We start from the raw sequence: 16,596 nt of genomic DNA on the forward strand, positions 1-16,596 counted from the left end.
CGGTACTGAAAAGACAATTTCAGTGTAGAAATTAATCCAGCCACTCGGTGTGGAACACGCCTTCTTTATCGGTACGCTTATAGGTATGCGCGCCGAAGTAGTCACGCTGCGCCTGAATCAGGTTCGCTGGCAGTACCGCTGAACGGTAGCTGTCGTAGTAAGCGATAGCAGCAGAGAAGGTTGGCGTTGGGATACCGTTCTGAACCGCATAAGCCACTACGTCACGCAGGGCCTGCTGGTATTCATCAGCGATATTTTTGAAGTACGGTGCCAGCAGCAGGTTTGCGATGTCCGCGTTATCGGCATAGGCATCGGTAATTTTCTGCAGGAACTGCGCGCGAATGATGCAGCCAGCGCGGAAGATTTTAGCAATCTCGCCGTAGTTCAGATCCCAGTTGTTTTCGGTAGAGGCGGCCTTCAGCTGAGAGAAGCCCTGAGCGTAAGAAACGATTTTGCCCAGATATAGCGCGCGACGCACTTTCTCAACGAATTCTGCTTTATCGCCAGCAACGGTCTGCACGGTTGGGCCGCTCAGTACTTTAGAAGCCGCAACGCGCTGGGTTTTCAGTGAAGACAGGTAGCGCGCAAACACAGATTCGGTGATCAGCGACAGCGGCTCGCCCAGATCCAGAGAACTCTGGCTGGTCCATTTACCGGTACCTTTATTGGCAGCTTCGTCCAGAATGACGTCAACCAGGTAGTTACCCGCTTCGTCTTTCTTGGTGAAGATATCTTTAGTAATGTCGATCAGGTAGCTGCTTAGCTCGCCTTCGTTCCACTCGCTAAAGGTTTTAGCCAGATCTTCGTTGCTCAGGTTCAGCGCGTTTTTCAGCAGTGAATAAGCTTCTGCAATCAGCTGCATATCGCCGTATTCGATGCCGTTGTGCACCATTTTTACATAGTGACCCGCGCCGTCCGGACCGATGTAGGCTACACAGGCTTCGCCTTCTGCACGTGCTGCAATTTTATCCAGAATCGGTGCAACCAGCTCGTAAGCTTCTTTCTGGCCGCCAGGCATGATAGATGGGCCTTTCAGTGCGCCCTCTTCACCGCCGGAAACGCCGGTGCCGATAAAGTTGAAGCCCTGCTCAGACAGCTCGCGGTTACGGCGAATGGTGTCTTTATAGAAGGTGTTACCGCCATCGATCAGGATGTCGCCTTTATCAAGGTGTGGCGTCAGGGAAGCGATAGTTTTATCGGTCGCTTCGCCTGCCTGAACCATCAGCAGGATGCGGCGCGGTTTCTCAAGGGATTCAACGAACTCTTCGATGGTGTAGTAAGGAGCCAGCTTTTTACCTTCGTTCTCAGCGATGACTTCATCAGTCTTTTCGCGCGAACGGTTAAAGATGGATACGGTATAGCCGCGGCTCTCAATGTTAAGAGCCAGGTTACGGCCCATTACTGCCATACCTACAACGCCGATCTGTTGCTTGGACATTACATACTCCTGTCTGAAAATACGAAGCTTAACGAGCCTGGTCCCCTCTGGGGATAGTTCGGTACGTTAACAATGATGGCCCTATCATACATGACAAATCATGCTAAGCGACCTATCACAGTTATCATCTTTTCCATTTCAACTTGCTGATAATGTTCAATCTTTATCCAAAAAGAGAGATGTTGATGAAATGTTACTGGTAACAATCTCTCTTTTAGCCGTGCTTTTGTCAAACCTTTCCTGTAAAGGGAAGCGCAGTAAGGCATTGTTGATTAAATTTATCCCGCTCTTTGTCTTGTAACCATCCCCATTTATTAAAGTAGCGGATAGCAGAAGTCATATGATAAATAAGGAATTTAACATCCCGATAAGAGCGCCGTTGTGACTCATGTACGACGGTAGAATAAGGGCAGTATCGTACAGGCAGCCCTGAAGCACAAACTCGTCGACTTAAATCTACATCTTCCAGGTAGAGGAAAAAACGTTCATCAAACCCGTGCGTTTTCGCCAGTGCAGCCTGGCTTAGCAGAACAAAGCAACCGGACAGGGACGGTGCAAAGAAAACCTTATCGTAATCGGCGTTTCGCAATTCATAATTATGGTTAGTCTTTTGTGCCAGAGAAGCACAAAATCGACGCATGAACAGCTGGTGAGGTTTAGGCAACAGCTTACAACCGTGCTGCAGGCTACCATCCGGATAAATCACTTTAGGAATAGTCAGCCCTGCCCCTTCTTTTTGACTAAACGCATACAGGGTATCGACTTCGCCAGAATTGAAAGAAATATCCGGATTACAAATCAGAAAATAGTCTGCGGCCTTACCATAACGTTGAAAAACGGCATTATGACCCCCACCAAAGCCTTGATTCGAGGCAAGAGTAAGGATCTCAACCTTATGGTGAGCATATTCCTGAAGCCAGGCGCAGTGCCCGCCATTGTCGACAATACACACTTTCTCAACGGACTTTTCGCGCAGGAGCGAATCCAGCGTTTTGCTGATATCCGCGTAGCTATGTCGGTAAAGAACTAACGATGCGATTATTTTCACTCTGCTACCAAATTTTACAGGCGATTGAATAGCGCATAGGTCCATGTCGCCAGTGCACCAATAGATTTCTGATGATAAATACCAGACTGTCTCATCAACTTCATGCGCCCTAACCATGAACTTTGACGTATCCTTCTAAAACAGTCCAGACTATGCCTGTTTTCAGGAGTAAGGCGGTCCCCTAGTGCATCAAGCATGCGAAAATGACAATCGTTCCATGCCACCTTATTGCCGCGATGAGTACGAACAAAGTTGTTTAATCTTGTCCGCACTTCCATACCGTTGCCAATAAGATTGTCCGCATGTTGTCGATAAAGGACAGAAGGCTGGCTATCAAACCAGACGCGACCGCCGCAGCCGGTCACTGCCAGGTAGAGTGCCCAGTCATGAATTACCCAAGGTAAATGGGCTATCGATTTCATAATATCGCGCGCGCACTTGTTGAAAACCATGGTGTTACCACTGGCCAGGTTTTGCAAAAGTGCGTTACGGAAAGATGGCGGCCTGCTATTGTCTGGCGACAGCCCCAGCGGGTTATTTTTATCATCAATCAACTGCGTTCTTGAGCAATAAAGGGCTGGCTGCAATGGATCCTGCTTTTCCAGCCACTCTACAGCGCGCGCCAGCTTATCCTGCATCCAGATATCATCCTGATCTGAAAAAGCAAAATAGTCCCCCGCGATCGAGGGACTGGCAATCAAAGACTGGAAATTCGCACACACGCCGGTTCGTGGGCCCGACACAATATTAACCGGGCGAGACTCTTGTTGAGAAAATGATGTCAGAATAGCCAGCGTATCATCGGCTGAACCATCGTCTGAACACCATAGTTCCCAGTTATGAAAGCTCTGGGCCTGGTAAGAATCCAGCTGTTGCTTAATATAAGCGGCACCATTGTAGGTGCCGAGCATAATAATAACGTCAGAAGAGCGTTTTTCCGTCATCATTTACTGTTTAAAATAGTCAGCAAATTTCATGGTCTGATTGCGCGAGCTACCCCATGAGTCAAAATTTTCTACCTGACGGAACAGAGGGTTAGTACGCCAGCTTTCGTCCGTCACCAGTTCGATAATAGGTTGTGAAAGCTGTAAAGCCGTTAATTGAATGCCCATTCGCTCACAGAATTCAACAAAGATACGGTTAAAGACATCCAGGCCATGATTTAAAGAAGAAATGATCTCGTTGTGGTTTTTCGCCTTAGCTCTGCCGATATCAGACACCGCATTGACCTTATCCTTGACAGGTTCATAACCGATAATCGTATCATGTGGCGCAGAGAAAAATAGCTCTACCGCCATTCTGTTTTCATAGATTTTGTCAACCACACGCGCAGAAACAGTCTCATTGTTAATTAAAGCTTTCATGGTCTGATGAGGCTCACGGCTTTTTTTCTCCGGCGTATTTGCCAGACAGAAATAGTAGCCAACAACCTCAACGTCCATGATGGTTTTAACTGTTTTTTCAAATGCCTCTTGCGTAGTGCCGCTCCACCCAACGTCCACAAGGCCAATTTTATCGCCGGGCTTAACACCTAACTGGCACAGATACATAAATAATCCGCGACGATTTTTCTGGCAGACTTTTAAAATTTCAGCACGATACCCGGTTAAAAAACGTTGAATGAGAGCATAGTTATCTGGCGCAATAATTAGCGCTGGAGATATGCCTAACTGCTCCATTACATCATCTCGTGGCGGTTCGATACCAATTCTTTCCAATAGTTCACCTGGCGACAGGCCGTTTGAACCAGACATCAGAAAACTAAGGTGGCTTGAGAAATTCTGTTCCGTCATTAACGCAAGGTTAAAAGCGATACGTGAGCCTAAAAAATAGTCAAATGACGGCAGGCGATCTTTGAAAAACTGCTGTGCCATGCGTTCAAGCGAGTATCCGTCGCGCGATACAAAGAGTAATTTTGTTACGCCATCAAATGCCGCATGAAGTTCAATCCACTTCAGGAATCCCCAGGTAGCGGGTGCCTGGTATTTGAAACCCATCTCATCAAACGTCTCTGCCGCAATTTCCTTTTCCGCATAACAACGGAACAGGCCATTTATTACAGAAGATGCCAGACACTGGTTTTTATTTCTTTTTTCAAGATATTGTGGCCGATAGTGCCAGGCTACTAAGCCCTTTTCGCCGGGACGCTGTACGTCAGCAGTATGGTTATCACCGATATGTAATATTTCGCCAGGCGCTACGCCAGTTTCTTCAATAATACAGTCGAAAATTTCTCCGCTGTCGCGTTTAGTAGCATTACGATCTGCAGAAATGTAAAGGGGCACCTGGGTGATGCCAAATTTCTCTAATGCACGTTTAAAGAAATCCTCCCCAAAATACATATCTGAGGTAATCACTACATGTTTGCCAGCGGCAAGCATTTCGTTATAGAAATCAACGATTGTGTCATTTGGCTCAACCAGCGCCAGCTCAAACTCAAACTCCGCTTTTTCAATATCAAAACGACGTTCTCCTGCCTGAGGAAAGTTATCGTATATATTTTTTAACGTGATCTCTTTGCGCCCGGCCTTAATCATCTGACGAAAAGCAGCAGTCTGTGCAGCACGGCGCAGCTGACGGAAGTCTTCAATGCCAAAATTAAGACCCAGGAAATCGAAAACATCTTCTGGATCGTCAATAGGCCGGGTATATAAAGTATCAAAAAAGTCAAAAGAGATAACTTTTGCATTTTTTGCAAGGTGTCTGAGCGTGAGGGCATCATACTCGCTAAGTTTGTGACTGCCAGCCATCTTATTCACCTTTTCCATCATTTCATCATCTCAAAGTTGTAACCATTTGGTGCTAAATTAAGGTTGAAGTAAGGATCATACTGATAAAAGTAAGGATGCTTAATATTCAAACGATTTAATTCTGCCTTAAGCCGTTTAGCTTTAACCTCATCCATATGATCTATACCACGAGAAATTGACTCATGATGTACAAGACAAACGCCCTGACACATAACGTTGTAAAAACCGTCATGACTTAGCTGCATGCAAAGATCAACATCATTATAAGCAACAGGGAAGGTTTCATCGAAACCGCCGACCTGTAGATATTTTTTACGCTCTACCATTAAACAGGCTCCCGTAACAATCAGCCAGTTATATTCAAGTTGGTGGCGCAAAAAATAGCCAGGATAATCTTTATGCTGACGCAGGAATGCATGGCTAGGGCCATTTTGCAGATTCAGAACACCAGCATGCTGAACAGATTTTTTGTCCGCGTAAACCAGCTTCGCGCCTACAGCTCCCACATGCTTAAGCTGAGCATAACCCGCCATTCTTTCCAGCCAGTCTGGCTGCAGAACCTCAGTATCATCATTTAAGAACAATAATATCTCACCAGATGAATTCTCTACGCCAACATTATTCAATTCTGAGAAATTAAAAGGAACATCGTGGCGAATAACGGTAATTTTACCGTTAGCAGCATATTCATTCAGGAAAGCTAGCGTGTCCTGATCTTTTGAACCATTGTCAACCACTATGATTTCATAGTTCTTATAGGCGGTGTATTCATTAATAGAATCAATACATCGGGACAATACAGCTTTATTATCTCTGGTAGGAATAATAATAGAAACAAGTGGATTATTCTGAGGCTTATAGTTAACCCGAAAATAACCATGATAGTTCGGTAATGGTTCCACTTCGCCCACAAGACCACGACGTTGCAGCGCTTCCGCTCTCACAGCCTGGGACGCTGCCAGCACATAAGGCTTAGCTGTAATATCTGAGGCGATAGAAGCTGGAATAATGCGCCAGTGATAAAGCACTTTCGCTATATGAGAGATCTTGTTGGTTAGTTCCGTCAGGCGTAGTACGAAATCCCAGTCCTGGCAGCCATCGAACTCGGTCCGTAACCCTTCAAGTTGGTGAACAAGCGCCATTCGTATACAAGCCACGTGACAGGTATACATGGTACTCATCATAGTATCCGGAGACCAGTCTGGTTTAAAATGAGGCTGAGTAAAATTGCCTTCTGGCGTAATTTTATCTTCATCGCTATAGATAAAATCTGGGTCTTCCTCATTAATTCTTTTTAAAAGCTCATACAAACAATCATCAGTAAGTTCATCGTCATGGTCGAGTAATACCATGTAATCCCCTGTAGCATTCTGAATAGCCACATTGGTTGCACCGGCGATACCCTTATTTTCTGCCATATTAATGACTTTAATGCGCTCATCCTGCGCGGCCAGTTTTTTCAAGGCAGGTAGGACTTCTGGTAACGGACTGGCATCATTAGCCAGTATCAGTTCCCAGTCACCGTACCACTGATTTTGTACTGAGTTGACCATCAGATACAATAATTCCAGCGGTGTATTATAAATAGGTACAACTATAGAAAATTTGGGCTGCACAGAAAATCTTGCAATTATTTCTTCATAATGATGCGGTTTTCTGGCAGGAATAAAAACATATTCATCCGGATTTGATGCCAGCTGATAGCCTTTGTTACCGTCATGATGGATAAATACTGGTTCAGATAAACCGGCGAAGTTATCCATAGCACCCGTTTGATGATAGAAAGGATGATGCCCGAACCAGCGCGGCATCACTTTCATCCCAACACGTAGAGCATGATTTCTGTAATTAACAGGTAAGCGGTAATAACAGTGACGAGCTCCGCGACGTACAACAGCTTCAACTGTTTTTGTCAAACCTTTGCTTCGATGATGCATTTTGACTTTACGGGCGACTACACCGATTTTCGTTTTTAACGGTTGCATCAATCGGAAGCTGTGCATGGCTACACGCTTAAACGGCGAACGAACGCCAACAGGGATTCTACGACCTATAACACGGAGCGGAGAAGATATTTTCCAGCTAAAAGAAGACAGAATAGTATTCATATCAGCTGTGTACTGATTTAAGAGTCGTTGCTGGGCAGCACTTTGCTGTAAAACTGCATCACGTTCCTGAATCAACTGGCCATTTTCAAACCGGGCTACATCCAGCTGCGCCTGTAGTTTTTCATACTCTTTGCGCAGGTGATAAATTTCCAGTACGAATTCGCCAGTGGTCGTTTCACCTTTAGCATGCAATTCGCTCAGCTGTCTCTGTAAAGACGCAATGGTTTGCTGAAGATCTTCTGCAATTTCAACATTGATTAATTGCTTAGCGCGCACAACTATTGATAACGATTTTAAACTGTTATAAATTTTTGTCTGGCCTTCGTGCTGTACGCCTGCTAAAAAGCTGGCTTCCTGCTGTAAATAGTTTTCAAAATCATTTTCATCACATTGAAAACCAATGCGCTTAAGGATCTGGAACGTTAATTCCGCAATATTTTTAACTTTGCAATTTTGGCTGTAACTAAAAGAGGTCACTCGTAGTAAAGAATGAAAGATCCCCCTGAAAGCAATGTAGCCCAGAACAGGTTCATTAACGCTACTCCATTCCAGATCGAAGAAAGAGTAATCGTTGCTTTCTGAAAAAATTATATTGAAAGGCAAAGCGTCCTGAAAAGATGCAGGCATGGGTAAATTTTTATCAAGATTATCTTCCTGCCCGGCTTTTTTCAATAGTTGTAACACCCAGGCACGTGACCATGCACCCAGCTGTTCAACATCCCAATTTGGATGATTTACAATAGAGGTTAACTCCAGCCATAATGAATTCCCACGATGGAATTCAGAAGCCTGGTTTGCTTCCTTCGCCCCTTTTCTGTGGGTAATAACTTGTAATTCACCATTTGGCTGGCTTACAAACTCAATTGTTTTACGGAAATCAGCTAATCTGGAATCTGAGTAATAAAAAGCTGCTATATTTTCCAGAAGTGGTTCAACTGCAGATTTGCCTGCAATCATTAAAAATGAGTTAGCGAGATCGGCAGCCAGCCCATTATTCCATACGTTTCTAATACCCTGTTCTACTGAAAAAACATGTTCAAATGCAAGCTGTTGATCTTTATGAATACTTTCAACCGCGAGCTGGCATAATTCAGGCGAGTAGCTCTTCCAGCCGGTAGGAGTAATTACCGAAGAAGGAAGCTTATAGTCTGGTAACGGCAAAAACTCTTGTGCAGAAGTAAACCCGGCCTCGTCAAGCACCTTAATTAATTCCTGACGACCGAAAGTTACTACGCTATCTTCACTATAAGAATTGTTAATGCCAAACATAGGCTGATTAACATGATCTTCGTGCGCGCCCGCAAAATATTTGATACCGATCTTATTTTCAATAGCAACAAAAATCTTGCCATCTTCCGTCAGGCGACTATAGCAGTCGGCGAGCAAGGTTTGTTCACCATTTGCTCCCAAAAACATCCGTGCATATTCCAGTACGCCAATCAATAAAACCATATCAAACTGACCTAAATCAGGCAGCTTATCTGATGGATTAGAAATGATGGTTACATTTTTTAAATCACGGCACCGCTGGCGGGCGATTGTGGCCCGGCGTAAGCTACCTTCTACGGAAACAACTTCGGCACCGCATTCGCCCAGAAAACGGCTGATAGCGCCACAGCCACAACCAATTTCAAGAATGCGACGGCCTTTAAACATTTCAGCAAAAGGTCGTAAAAGATTTGAACGCTTTGGACTCAAATGATAGATCGAAGGCCAGTCGACCATTTTTTCAGCAAGTTCGTCTGAGTCAACGCTAACGTCCTGGGCTTCAGTGATGGTTTTTAAAATGTAATTTTCAGCATCATCGCCATCATTATAGCCAAAACTGGTCAGCGTTTGAGGAATCCATACGCCATGCTCAGTACTGCATTCAAATCCGCTATCGCGTAATTTTTTCTCAATATCAATTTTCAAGATTAATTCTCGCATTCAAATCAGTCAGGCCCGTAAATTTTTTCACTGGTCCAACAACAATATGTATTGAATCGTAACGGCGATCGTGAGGAACTATTTCACCCTGAATATTGCTACTGGCAATACCCACGGATAAAAAATAATCTCCTTCGTACATTTTATTATCCATCTCAACAGACAGGACAATCTCTGTGCCAGGTTTCCCTTCATTTACAATCTCTACAGATTGCCACTCGGTATTAGTATTATAAAGGGTTACACCTTCTTTAGTTTTAACCGCATACCCAAAAATTGGTCTGACAACCAGCTCATTGAAGCGGATCTTAAAGAGAATTTTGATAGACTGTCCATTATCCACGCTGGTTGGAAATGGCTGCCCGTCTTGCTCAAGATAAAAATCCAGAATCTCTGCTGCCGCATCGCCCCACCTGTATTCAGTAGGATTATAATTAGGACGCTGCTCGTAGCTACTGTTTAATAAATTACCTGCTTTCGCATCACTATTAATTTCACGGTCTAGACGCTCGCTTTCACCTTTAGCTGCCTTTGCGATCTGTGTATTTACAGTGTCTCGTGCATCACCAGCTGTCTTTTTCTTGCCGAAAAGAATATCCAGGTATTGATTAACAACATCTTTAGGCGCACCTACAGATTTTGCGAGACCACCGTCCAGCAGAACTGCCCGATCGCAATGTGTCACTATCTGCTCGGTAGCATGCGAAACAAATAAAATAGATGTACCGCTCTGCTTAAGTTTTTTAAGACGAGCAAAGCATTTTGCCTGAAATTTTGCATCGCCAACGGCAAGCGCCTCATCAACAATCAAAATTTCCGGATCTATCTGTGCCTGCACGGCAAAAGCAAGGCGAACCAGCATACCACTTGAATACGAGCGAACAGCAGAATCGATAAAATGCCCGATATCCGCAAATGCGAGGATGTCGTCAAGCTTATTGTCTGTCTCCTCACGAGTTAAACCCAGCAGAGAAGCATTTAAGTAGACATTTTCGCGGCCGGTAAAATCAGGATTGAACCCTGCTCCCAGCTCAAGTAAAGCTGCAACCCGGCCGTTTACGTTGACGTTTCCCTGAGTGGGACTTAACGTTCCGGCAATAATTTGCAATAGCGTGGATTTACCTGAACCGTTCCTGCCGACAATGCCCATGGTTTGCCCTTTTGGCAGGACAAAAGAGATATCTTGCAGCGCCCAGAAATCATTATGGTAGGTACGCGGCACCTTCCCTAAAGCACGATCAACGCGAGGAACAATAAACTGTTTTAGTCTTTTTGCAGGGTTATCATAAACTTGAAAACATTTACTGACACCATGAATTTCGATTGCATTTTCATTAGAGGACATCAGCAAATCCTTTACGTGTTTTCTGGAACCAGGCATAGCATGCCCAACATATCAGTAGTGATATAGCTGAATAAATGGCTAAGCCTACAAAATCAGGTAACTTGCCCCAAATTAAAACGCTCCGGGCCTGTTCAATAATAAATGTCAGTGGATTAAGCATGATAACTGACTGAAAATTAGGCGGTAACGAGCTGATAGGGTAAAATATTGGCGACAAAAACATCAGGATTGTCATCAGAATAGCTATTGTCTGTCCGACATCACGTAAAAAAACGCCTAAGGATGACAGAAACCAGGATAAACCCAGGGTAACAAGGATTAAAGGAAATAAAACAACGGGTATAAAAATTGCCGTCCAGTGAATAAACCCGTTAAAAATGAAGAATGCAGATAGTAACACTATCAGGCTAACCAGGGAGTGAAAAACTACGCTTGCCAGGCTGGTTATAGACAAAATTTCCAGGGGAAAGACGACTTTTTTAACGTAGTTCACATTGGCAATGATAAGCGATGGCGCTCGTGTTAGGGTTTCTGCAAAAAGCGTATGCACGATTAAACCCACAAACAGAATCACAGCAAAGTCGCTTTTAGAAGCAGCTACGCTGCTTGCTCCCCACCGGGCTTTAAATACTACAGAAAAAACAAATGTATACACCGCCAGCATGAGCACTGGGTTGATAAAAGACCATAGTAAGCCCATTGCAGAGCCCCGGTAGCGTCCAACTATCTCACGCTTGGTCATCTGAACAATCAGATTGCGGTTCATCCAGACATTTTTGAACAGTGCTATTAATGATGCAGATTTTGTTGAATGCGGATCCATGATGATTCTCGTGTTACAAATTTAGCCATTGCCCTGAGCATTTATAAAGCGTCTGTTCAGACGCTTTAATCCCGGACAAAGGCGATCGTCTGCTTTACAAGTCAGGCGCTGTAAGCAGTAATATTTTTTAATGCTGCTCGCCACTCGCTGGGCTTGATCTGAAAATTACGCAGGATCTTACTGCAGTCCAGCTGAGAGTTGAGCGGACGAGTAGCTGGCGTAGGATACTCTGCTGTAGTGATAGGACGAATGACTGGTTTTTTCTCAATAAGCCCTTCCGTTACGGCAGCGGTTAAAATTTCATCAGCAAAATTCGCCCACGTTGTATAGGGATAGCCACTGAAATGGTACGTTCCCCACTCGACTTCCGAATGTTCTTCGATCTTTTGCGCGATTTTCAGCAACGCCTCAGCTATATCACCTGCCCAGGTTGGGCTACCGTACTGATCGCCGACAACTGAAAGAACATCACGATCTTTAGCCAGGCGAAGCATTGTTTTGACAAAGTTGTTGCCAAATTCACCAAATACCCAGGCAGTTCTTAAGATAATATGGCGAGGACAGTAGGTGATAATGGCTTCTTCACCAGCAAGTTTACTGGCACCGTAAACGCCAGCAGGGCCTGTAGCATCATCTTCACAATACGCCCCTTTTTTATCGCCGGGGAATACATAATCTGTTGAAATGTGTAGCAAAGCTGCGCCAGACTTATGGGCTGCTTGTGCAAGGTAACCAGCACCATGACCGTTGATTGAAAAAGCTTTAGCTTCATCGCTTTCAGCTTTATCAACGGCGGTATAGGCCGCAGCATTGATAATCACATCAGGAGCAAAATTTGTTATCAATCTGTCAACTGCCACTTCATCAGCGATATCCAGGCCAAGACGGTCTACAGCTTTAACCAGCCATTGGGGGTTTGCTCTGGCGCTCAGCTCTTGCCCCACCTGTCCTGCAGCTCCTACAATCAATAATTTCATCCGGTAAACCATTTTGCTAGTGTGACTACAGAAAAGCTTTAAAACCAAACAGAAGCTTTTAAAGCCTGATGTTCCATCGCGTTCAGAGCAATTCAGAAAGTAGTTTGCCCTGCTGGTCCTTTGCTGAAAGTAAAGGATTAGTCATTGGCCATTCAATGCCTACCGCAGGATCGTTCCAAAGCAGGCACTCTTCGCTGCCCGGATCATAGTAGTTCGTGCATTTATATTCAAAATCAGCGAAATCCGACAAAACGATAAAACCATGCGCCAGACCTGGCGGGATCCAGAACTGCGTCTTGTTCTCTTCGGAAAGAATTACGCCAACCCATTGTCCATACGTAGGCGAATCCCGACGGATATCAACGGCGACGTCAAAAACCTCACCACGAACAACACGAACAAGTTTGCCCTGTGGATTAACACGCTGGAAATGCAGGCCCCGCAGCACGCCTTTAGAAGATCGAGAATGATTATCCTGAACAAATTCTTCAGTGATACCCAGAATTTTTTGGTAACGATCGCGCTGGAAAGTTTCCAGAAAAAAACCTCTGTCATCGCCAAAAATTTTCGGTTCAATGATTTTCACACCTGCAATTTTCGTTTCTAAAACATTCATTTAAACGCACTCTCTTGCTTCTGTTTAGGGGGCGATGGCTTCTTTGTTGTACCGCGCAGCTTATCACAGCTGTTGAGCTTACAAAAATTTCGGCTTCGCTGCACGGCTAAGCAATAGCGTTTTACTTAGCTCAGTGCGGAGCACAAAAAAGTATCAAAACCGTAAATTATGCGCAGCATTTTAAGCAAAATTTCAAAAACTTGCTATCACAACAGAAATAAGCAAATGTCCGAATTTAGGGCATTGCATCTCTGCTTAATTAAGCATCGCTCAACTGTAGGGAAATTTTCTTACTTTGTGATTTTGATGTGAAAAATAGCTTAAATTTTTAAAATTACAATTTGTTGGCGCTGTCTACTTTTGCGTATAATTTTTCCTTAATTTTACTGGCTGCTGCGGAAAGGTTTATGGTTGCATTGCCATACCCCGTCGTGGTCAGATGTACCGGTCAAAAATTATTGCAGAGCATATCTATGAAGATTTTGGTAACAGGTGGTGCTGGGTTTATTGGTTCAGCTGTAGTACGCAATATAATTAATCACACTTCTGATGAAGTGCTTGTTATCGATAACCTGACTTATGCGGGTAACCTCGAGTCGCTGACTTCCGTAGCATCTGATACGCGTTACGCTTTCTCCCAAACCGACATTTGCGATCGTGCAGGTCTTGATAAAGCCTTCACCGATTTTCAACCGGATGCCGTAATGCATCTGGCTGCAGAAAGCCATGTAGACCGCTCTATTGATGGCCCGGCGGCGTTTATCGAAACTAATATCGTGGGTACCTACACCCTACTGGAAGCGGCTCGTGCATACTGGTCAGCGCTTTCGGACGATAAGAAAGCAGCTTTTCGCTTTCACCATATCTCTACTGATGAGGTTTATGGCGATTTACACGGAACAGACGATCTGTTCCTGGAAACGACGCCATATGCGCCAAGTAGCCCTTACTCTGCATCTAAAGCTTCGAGCGATCATCTGGTCCGCGCGTGGCACCGTACCTATGGGCTGCCGGTAATTATTACCAACTGCTCTAACAACTATGGTCCTTACCATTTTCCAGAAAAGTTGATCCCTCTGGTGATCCTCAATGCTCTGGCAGGGAAACCGCTTCCTGTTTACGGTGAAGGCTTACAAATTCGCGACTGGCTTTATGTCGAGGATCATGCACGCGCGCTTTATAAAGTCGTTTCAGAAGGCGCACCGGGTGAAACCTATAACATCGGTGGTCACAACGAGCGCAAAAATATTGAGGTCGTAAAAACTATCTGCGCCATTCTTGACGAGCTGATTACGGATAAGCCTGCGAACGTGACGCATTTTGCCGAGTTAATCACCCACGTTACCGATCGTCCAGGCCATGATATGCGCTACGCTATTGACGCAGGCAAGATTGCTCGCGAGCTTGGCTGGAAACCTCAGGAAACGTTTGAAACGGGCATTCGTAAAACCGTTGAGTGGTACTTGAATAATAAAGAGTGGTGGCAGCGTGTTCAGAGCGGTGCCTACGCGGGTGAACGTCTGGGTTTAAATAAATAAAGGTATTTTATGAAAGGCATCGTTTTAGCCGGCGGATCCGGAACGCGTCTCTATCCTATCACTCGTGGCGTATCAAAGCAGCTGCTGCCCATCTACGATAAGCCGATGATTTATCATCCGCTGTCCGTGCTGATGCTGGCAGGGATTAGAGAGATTTTGATTATTACGACACCTGACGATCTGGCTTCTTTCCAGCGTCTGTTAGGCGATGGCAGTCAGTTCGGCGTTCAGCTTGAATATGCCGTTCAGCCTTCTCCGGATGGACTGGCTCAGGCTTTTATTATCGGCGAAGAGTTTATTGCTGGCGAATCCTGCGCGCTTGTGCTGGGCGATAACATTTTCTTTGGACAAAGCTTTGGGAAAAAACTGGAAGCTGCCGCGCAGTCTAAAGCGGGCGCTACCGTATTCGGCTATCAGGTAATGGATCCGGAGCGTTTTGGCGTAGTTGAATTCGATGAGAACTTCCGGGCGCTTTCCATTGAAGAAAAGCCTCTGAAGCCAAAATCACACTGGGCTGTTACCGGCTTATATTTTTATGACAACAACGTTGTAGAAATGGCTAAGCAGGTAAAACCTTCTCATCGTGGCGAGCTTGAAATTACCACGCTGAACGAGATGTATATGGAAAAAGGCCAGCTGAACGTGGAGCTGCTGGGACGCGGTTTTGCCTGGCTGGATACCGGTACGCACGACAGCCTGATCGAAGCCTCACAGTTTATTCATACCATTGAAAAACGTCAGGGCATGAAGGTTGCCTGCCTCGAAGAGATAGCCTGGCGCAAAGGCTGGTTGAATTACGAAGAGGTTGCCGTTCAGGCAAAACTGCTTGCTAAAACATCTTATGGCCAGTATCTGCAAAACCTGATTGACGAAAAGATTTAGTCGTAAAAAAGCACAGCCGACGCTGTGCTATGGACTAACTACTTTAAAAAGCACAGCATTTGCTGTGCTTTTTACTTTTACTTTTACTTATACCCGTTAGGGTTCTTGCTCTGCCAGTTCCAGGTATCGCGCATCATCTCGTCGATACCGCGTGAAACGCGCCAGTTCAGTTCTTTATCCGCCAGCGAAGCATCAGCCCAGAACGCGGCCAGGTCGCCATCGCGGCGTGGAGAAATCTGGTAAGGGATCGGACGGCCGGAAGCCTTCTCAAAAGATTTCACCATTTCCAGCACCGAGTAACCTTCTCCCGCACCCAGGTTATAAGCTTTATAACCGCTGATAGCAGGCAAATGATCCAGCGCTTTCAGATGGCCTTCCGCCAGATCCATCACGTGGATATAGTCGCGAACGCCGGTGCCATCTTTGGTTGGATAGTCGTCGCCAAAGATGCCAAGCTTTTCCAGACGGCCAATCGCAACCTGAGCAATGTAAGGCAGCAGGTTGTTAGGGATGCCGTTAGGATCTTCGCCAATCTGGCCAGATTCGTGCGCGCCGACCGGGTTAAAGTAGCGCAGCGCGATAACTTTAAAATCCGGGTTAGCTTTGGCGTAGTCGCGCAGAATAAATTCAACCATCAGCTTGGAGGTACCGTACGGGCTGGTCGTCCCACCGATTGGCGTGGTTTCCACGTAGGGAACCGGCGCATCCGCGCCGTAAACGGTGGCGGAAGAGCTGAAAATAAACTGGTTTACGCCAGCGGCGCGCATCTCTTCCAGCAGCACCAGCGTGCCGGTAACGTTATTCTGATAGTACTCCAGCGGCATGCGGGTTGACTCCCCTACCGCCTTCAGACCGGCAAAGTGAATAACCGCTGAGATATCGTATTGCGCGAAAAGATCCCGCAGGCAGGCACGATCCAGAATGTCGCCTTCGCAGAAAGTCGCTTTTTTACCGGTGAGCTGTTCTACACGGCTGACGGATTCCCGTGAAGCGTTACTCAGGTTATCCAGGACCACAACGTCGTCGCCGCGCTCAAGAAGCGTCAGCACCGTATGGGAACCGATATAGCCAGCTCCGCCCGTTACCAAAATAGCCATGTTGACTCCTTTACAGCCGCGCCAGCGCGGCTATCAATGAACAGG

12 protein-coding genes are annotated in these 16,596 nt (G+C 45.5%); 2 read left to right on the plus strand and 10 right to left on the minus strand.

Features of this window, described 5'->3' with window-relative positions; all coding sequences use genetic code 11:
• Positions 1-31 precede the first annotated feature (31 nt).
• The 9 genes from gndA to rfbC all read right to left on the minus strand — a co-directional run bounded on the left by gndA (position 32) and on the right by rfbC (position 13,034).
• Positions 32-1,438: an NADP-dependent phosphogluconate dehydrogenase gene (gene gndA / locus KUE00_RS01960; protein ID WP_246757804.1), complete on the minus strand. Its 1,407-nt coding sequence runs from the start codon at positions 1,436-1,438 to the stop codon at positions 32-34.
• Positions 1,439-1,667: 229 nt separating this feature from the next.
• Complete coding sequence (locus KUE00_RS01965; RefSeq protein ID WP_246757805.1) at positions 1,668-2,486, minus strand: glycosyltransferase; 819 nt, start codon at positions 2,484-2,486, stop codon at positions 1,668-1,670.
• Between the two features lie 14 nt (positions 2,487-2,500).
• Positions 2,501-3,433 carry a glycosyltransferase family 2 protein gene (locus KUE00_RS01970; RefSeq protein WP_246757806.1) on the minus strand — a complete coding sequence of 311 codons (933 nt, stop codon included), beginning with the start codon at positions 3,431-3,433 and terminating at the stop codon, positions 2,501-2,503.
• Entirely contained in the window at positions 3,434-5,236 is a 1,803-nt protein-coding gene (locus KUE00_RS01975) for an HAD family hydrolase (protein ID WP_246757807.1), read from the minus strand.
• A gap of 17 nt (positions 5,237-5,253) precedes the next feature.
• Complete coding sequence (locus tag KUE00_RS01980; RefSeq protein ID WP_246757808.1) at positions 5,254-9,258, minus strand: glycosyltransferase; 4,005 nt, start codon at positions 9,256-9,258, stop codon at positions 5,254-5,256.
• Positions 9,248-10,618, minus strand: a complete 1,371-nt coding sequence (locus tag KUE00_RS01985) for an ABC transporter ATP-binding protein (RefSeq protein ID WP_246757809.1) — start codon at positions 10,616-10,618, stop codon at positions 9,248-9,250. The genes KUE00_RS01980 and KUE00_RS01985 overlap by 11 nt, the downstream gene beginning before the upstream one ends.
• Entirely contained in the window at positions 10,608-11,441 is an 834-nt protein-coding gene (locus KUE00_RS01990; RefSeq protein ID WP_246757810.1) for an ABC transporter permease, read from the minus strand. Before KUE00_RS01990 ends, KUE00_RS01985 begins: the two co-directional genes overlap by 11 nt.
• 101 nt (positions 11,442-11,542) lie before the next feature.
• Complete coding sequence (gene rfbD, locus KUE00_RS01995; protein ID WP_246757811.1) at positions 11,543-12,418, minus strand: dTDP-4-dehydrorhamnose reductase; 876 nt, start codon at positions 12,416-12,418, stop codon at positions 11,543-11,545.
• 82 nt (positions 12,419-12,500) lie between these two features.
• Complete coding sequence (rfbC, locus tag KUE00_RS02000; protein WP_246757812.1) at positions 12,501-13,034, minus strand: dTDP-4-dehydrorhamnose 3,5-epimerase; 534 nt, start codon at positions 13,032-13,034, stop codon at positions 12,501-12,503.
• 473 nt (positions 13,035-13,507) lie between these two features.
• On the opposite strand from rfbC, the gene rffG reads away from it, so the two are divergent.
• Together rffG and rfbA are read left to right on the plus strand one after the other, a co-directional pair.
• Positions 13,508-14,572, plus strand: a complete 1,065-nt coding sequence (gene rffG, locus KUE00_RS02005) for a dTDP-glucose 4,6-dehydratase (protein WP_246757813.1) — start codon at positions 13,508-13,510, stop codon at positions 14,570-14,572.
• 9 nt (positions 14,573-14,581) lie between these two features.
• Positions 14,582-15,454: a glucose-1-phosphate thymidylyltransferase RfbA gene (gene rfbA / locus KUE00_RS02010; protein WP_246757814.1), complete on the plus strand. Its 873-nt coding sequence runs from the start codon at positions 14,582-14,584 to the stop codon at positions 15,452-15,454.
• An 83-nt stretch (positions 15,455-15,537) separates the two neighbouring features.
• On the opposite strand, the gene galE is transcribed toward rfbA, so the two are convergent.
• On the minus strand, positions 15,538-16,551 hold the full coding sequence (gene galE, locus KUE00_RS02015; RefSeq protein ID WP_246757815.1) for a UDP-glucose 4-epimerase GalE: 1,014 nt from the start codon (positions 16,549-16,551) through the stop codon (positions 15,538-15,540).
• Between the last annotated feature and the right edge of the window lie 45 nt (positions 16,552-16,596).

This window comes from Erwinia phyllosphaerae, assembly GCF_019132875.1.
Taxonomy (GTDB): Bacteria; Pseudomonadota; Gammaproteobacteria; order Enterobacterales; family Enterobacteriaceae; genus Erwinia; species Erwinia phyllosphaerae.

What these genes read in the sequence shown, in the direction of transcription:
- gndA (WP_246757804.1), bottom strand. Translation starts at nt 1,438, where the DNA reads ATGTCCAAGCAACAGATCGGCGTTGTAGGTATGGCAGTAATGGGCCGT.
- KUE00_RS01970 (WP_246757806.1), bottom strand. Translation starts at nt 3,433, where the DNA reads ATGATGACGGAAAAACGCTCTTCTGACGTTATTATTATGCTCGGCACC.
- KUE00_RS01975 (WP_246757807.1), bottom strand. Translation starts at nt 5,236, where the DNA reads ATGGCTGGCAGTCACAAACTTAGCGAGTATGATGCCCTCACGCTCAGA.
- KUE00_RS01985 (WP_246757809.1), bottom strand. Translation starts at nt 10,618, where the DNA reads ATGTCCTCTAATGAAAATGCAATCGAAATTCATGGTGTCAGTAAATGT.
- KUE00_RS01990 (WP_246757810.1), bottom strand. Translation starts at nt 11,441, where the DNA reads ATGGATCCGCATTCAACAAAATCTGCATCATTAATAGCACTGTTCAAA.
- rfbD (WP_246757811.1), bottom strand. Translation starts at nt 12,418, where the DNA reads ATGAAATTATTGATTGTAGGAGCTGCAGGACAGGTGGGGCAAGAGCTG.
- rfbC (WP_246757812.1), bottom strand. Translation starts at nt 13,034, where the DNA reads ATGAATGTTTTAGAAACGAAAATTGCAGGTGTGAAAATCATTGAACCG.
- rffG (WP_246757813.1), top strand. Translation starts at nt 13,508, where the DNA reads ATGAAGATTTTGGTAACAGGTGGTGCTGGGTTTATTGGTTCAGCTGTA.
- rfbA (WP_246757814.1), top strand. Translation starts at nt 14,582, where the DNA reads ATGAAAGGCATCGTTTTAGCCGGCGGATCCGGAACGCGTCTCTATCCT.
- galE (WP_246757815.1), bottom strand. Translation starts at nt 16,551, where the DNA reads ATGGCTATTTTGGTAACGGGCGGAGCTGGCTATATCGGTTCCCATACG.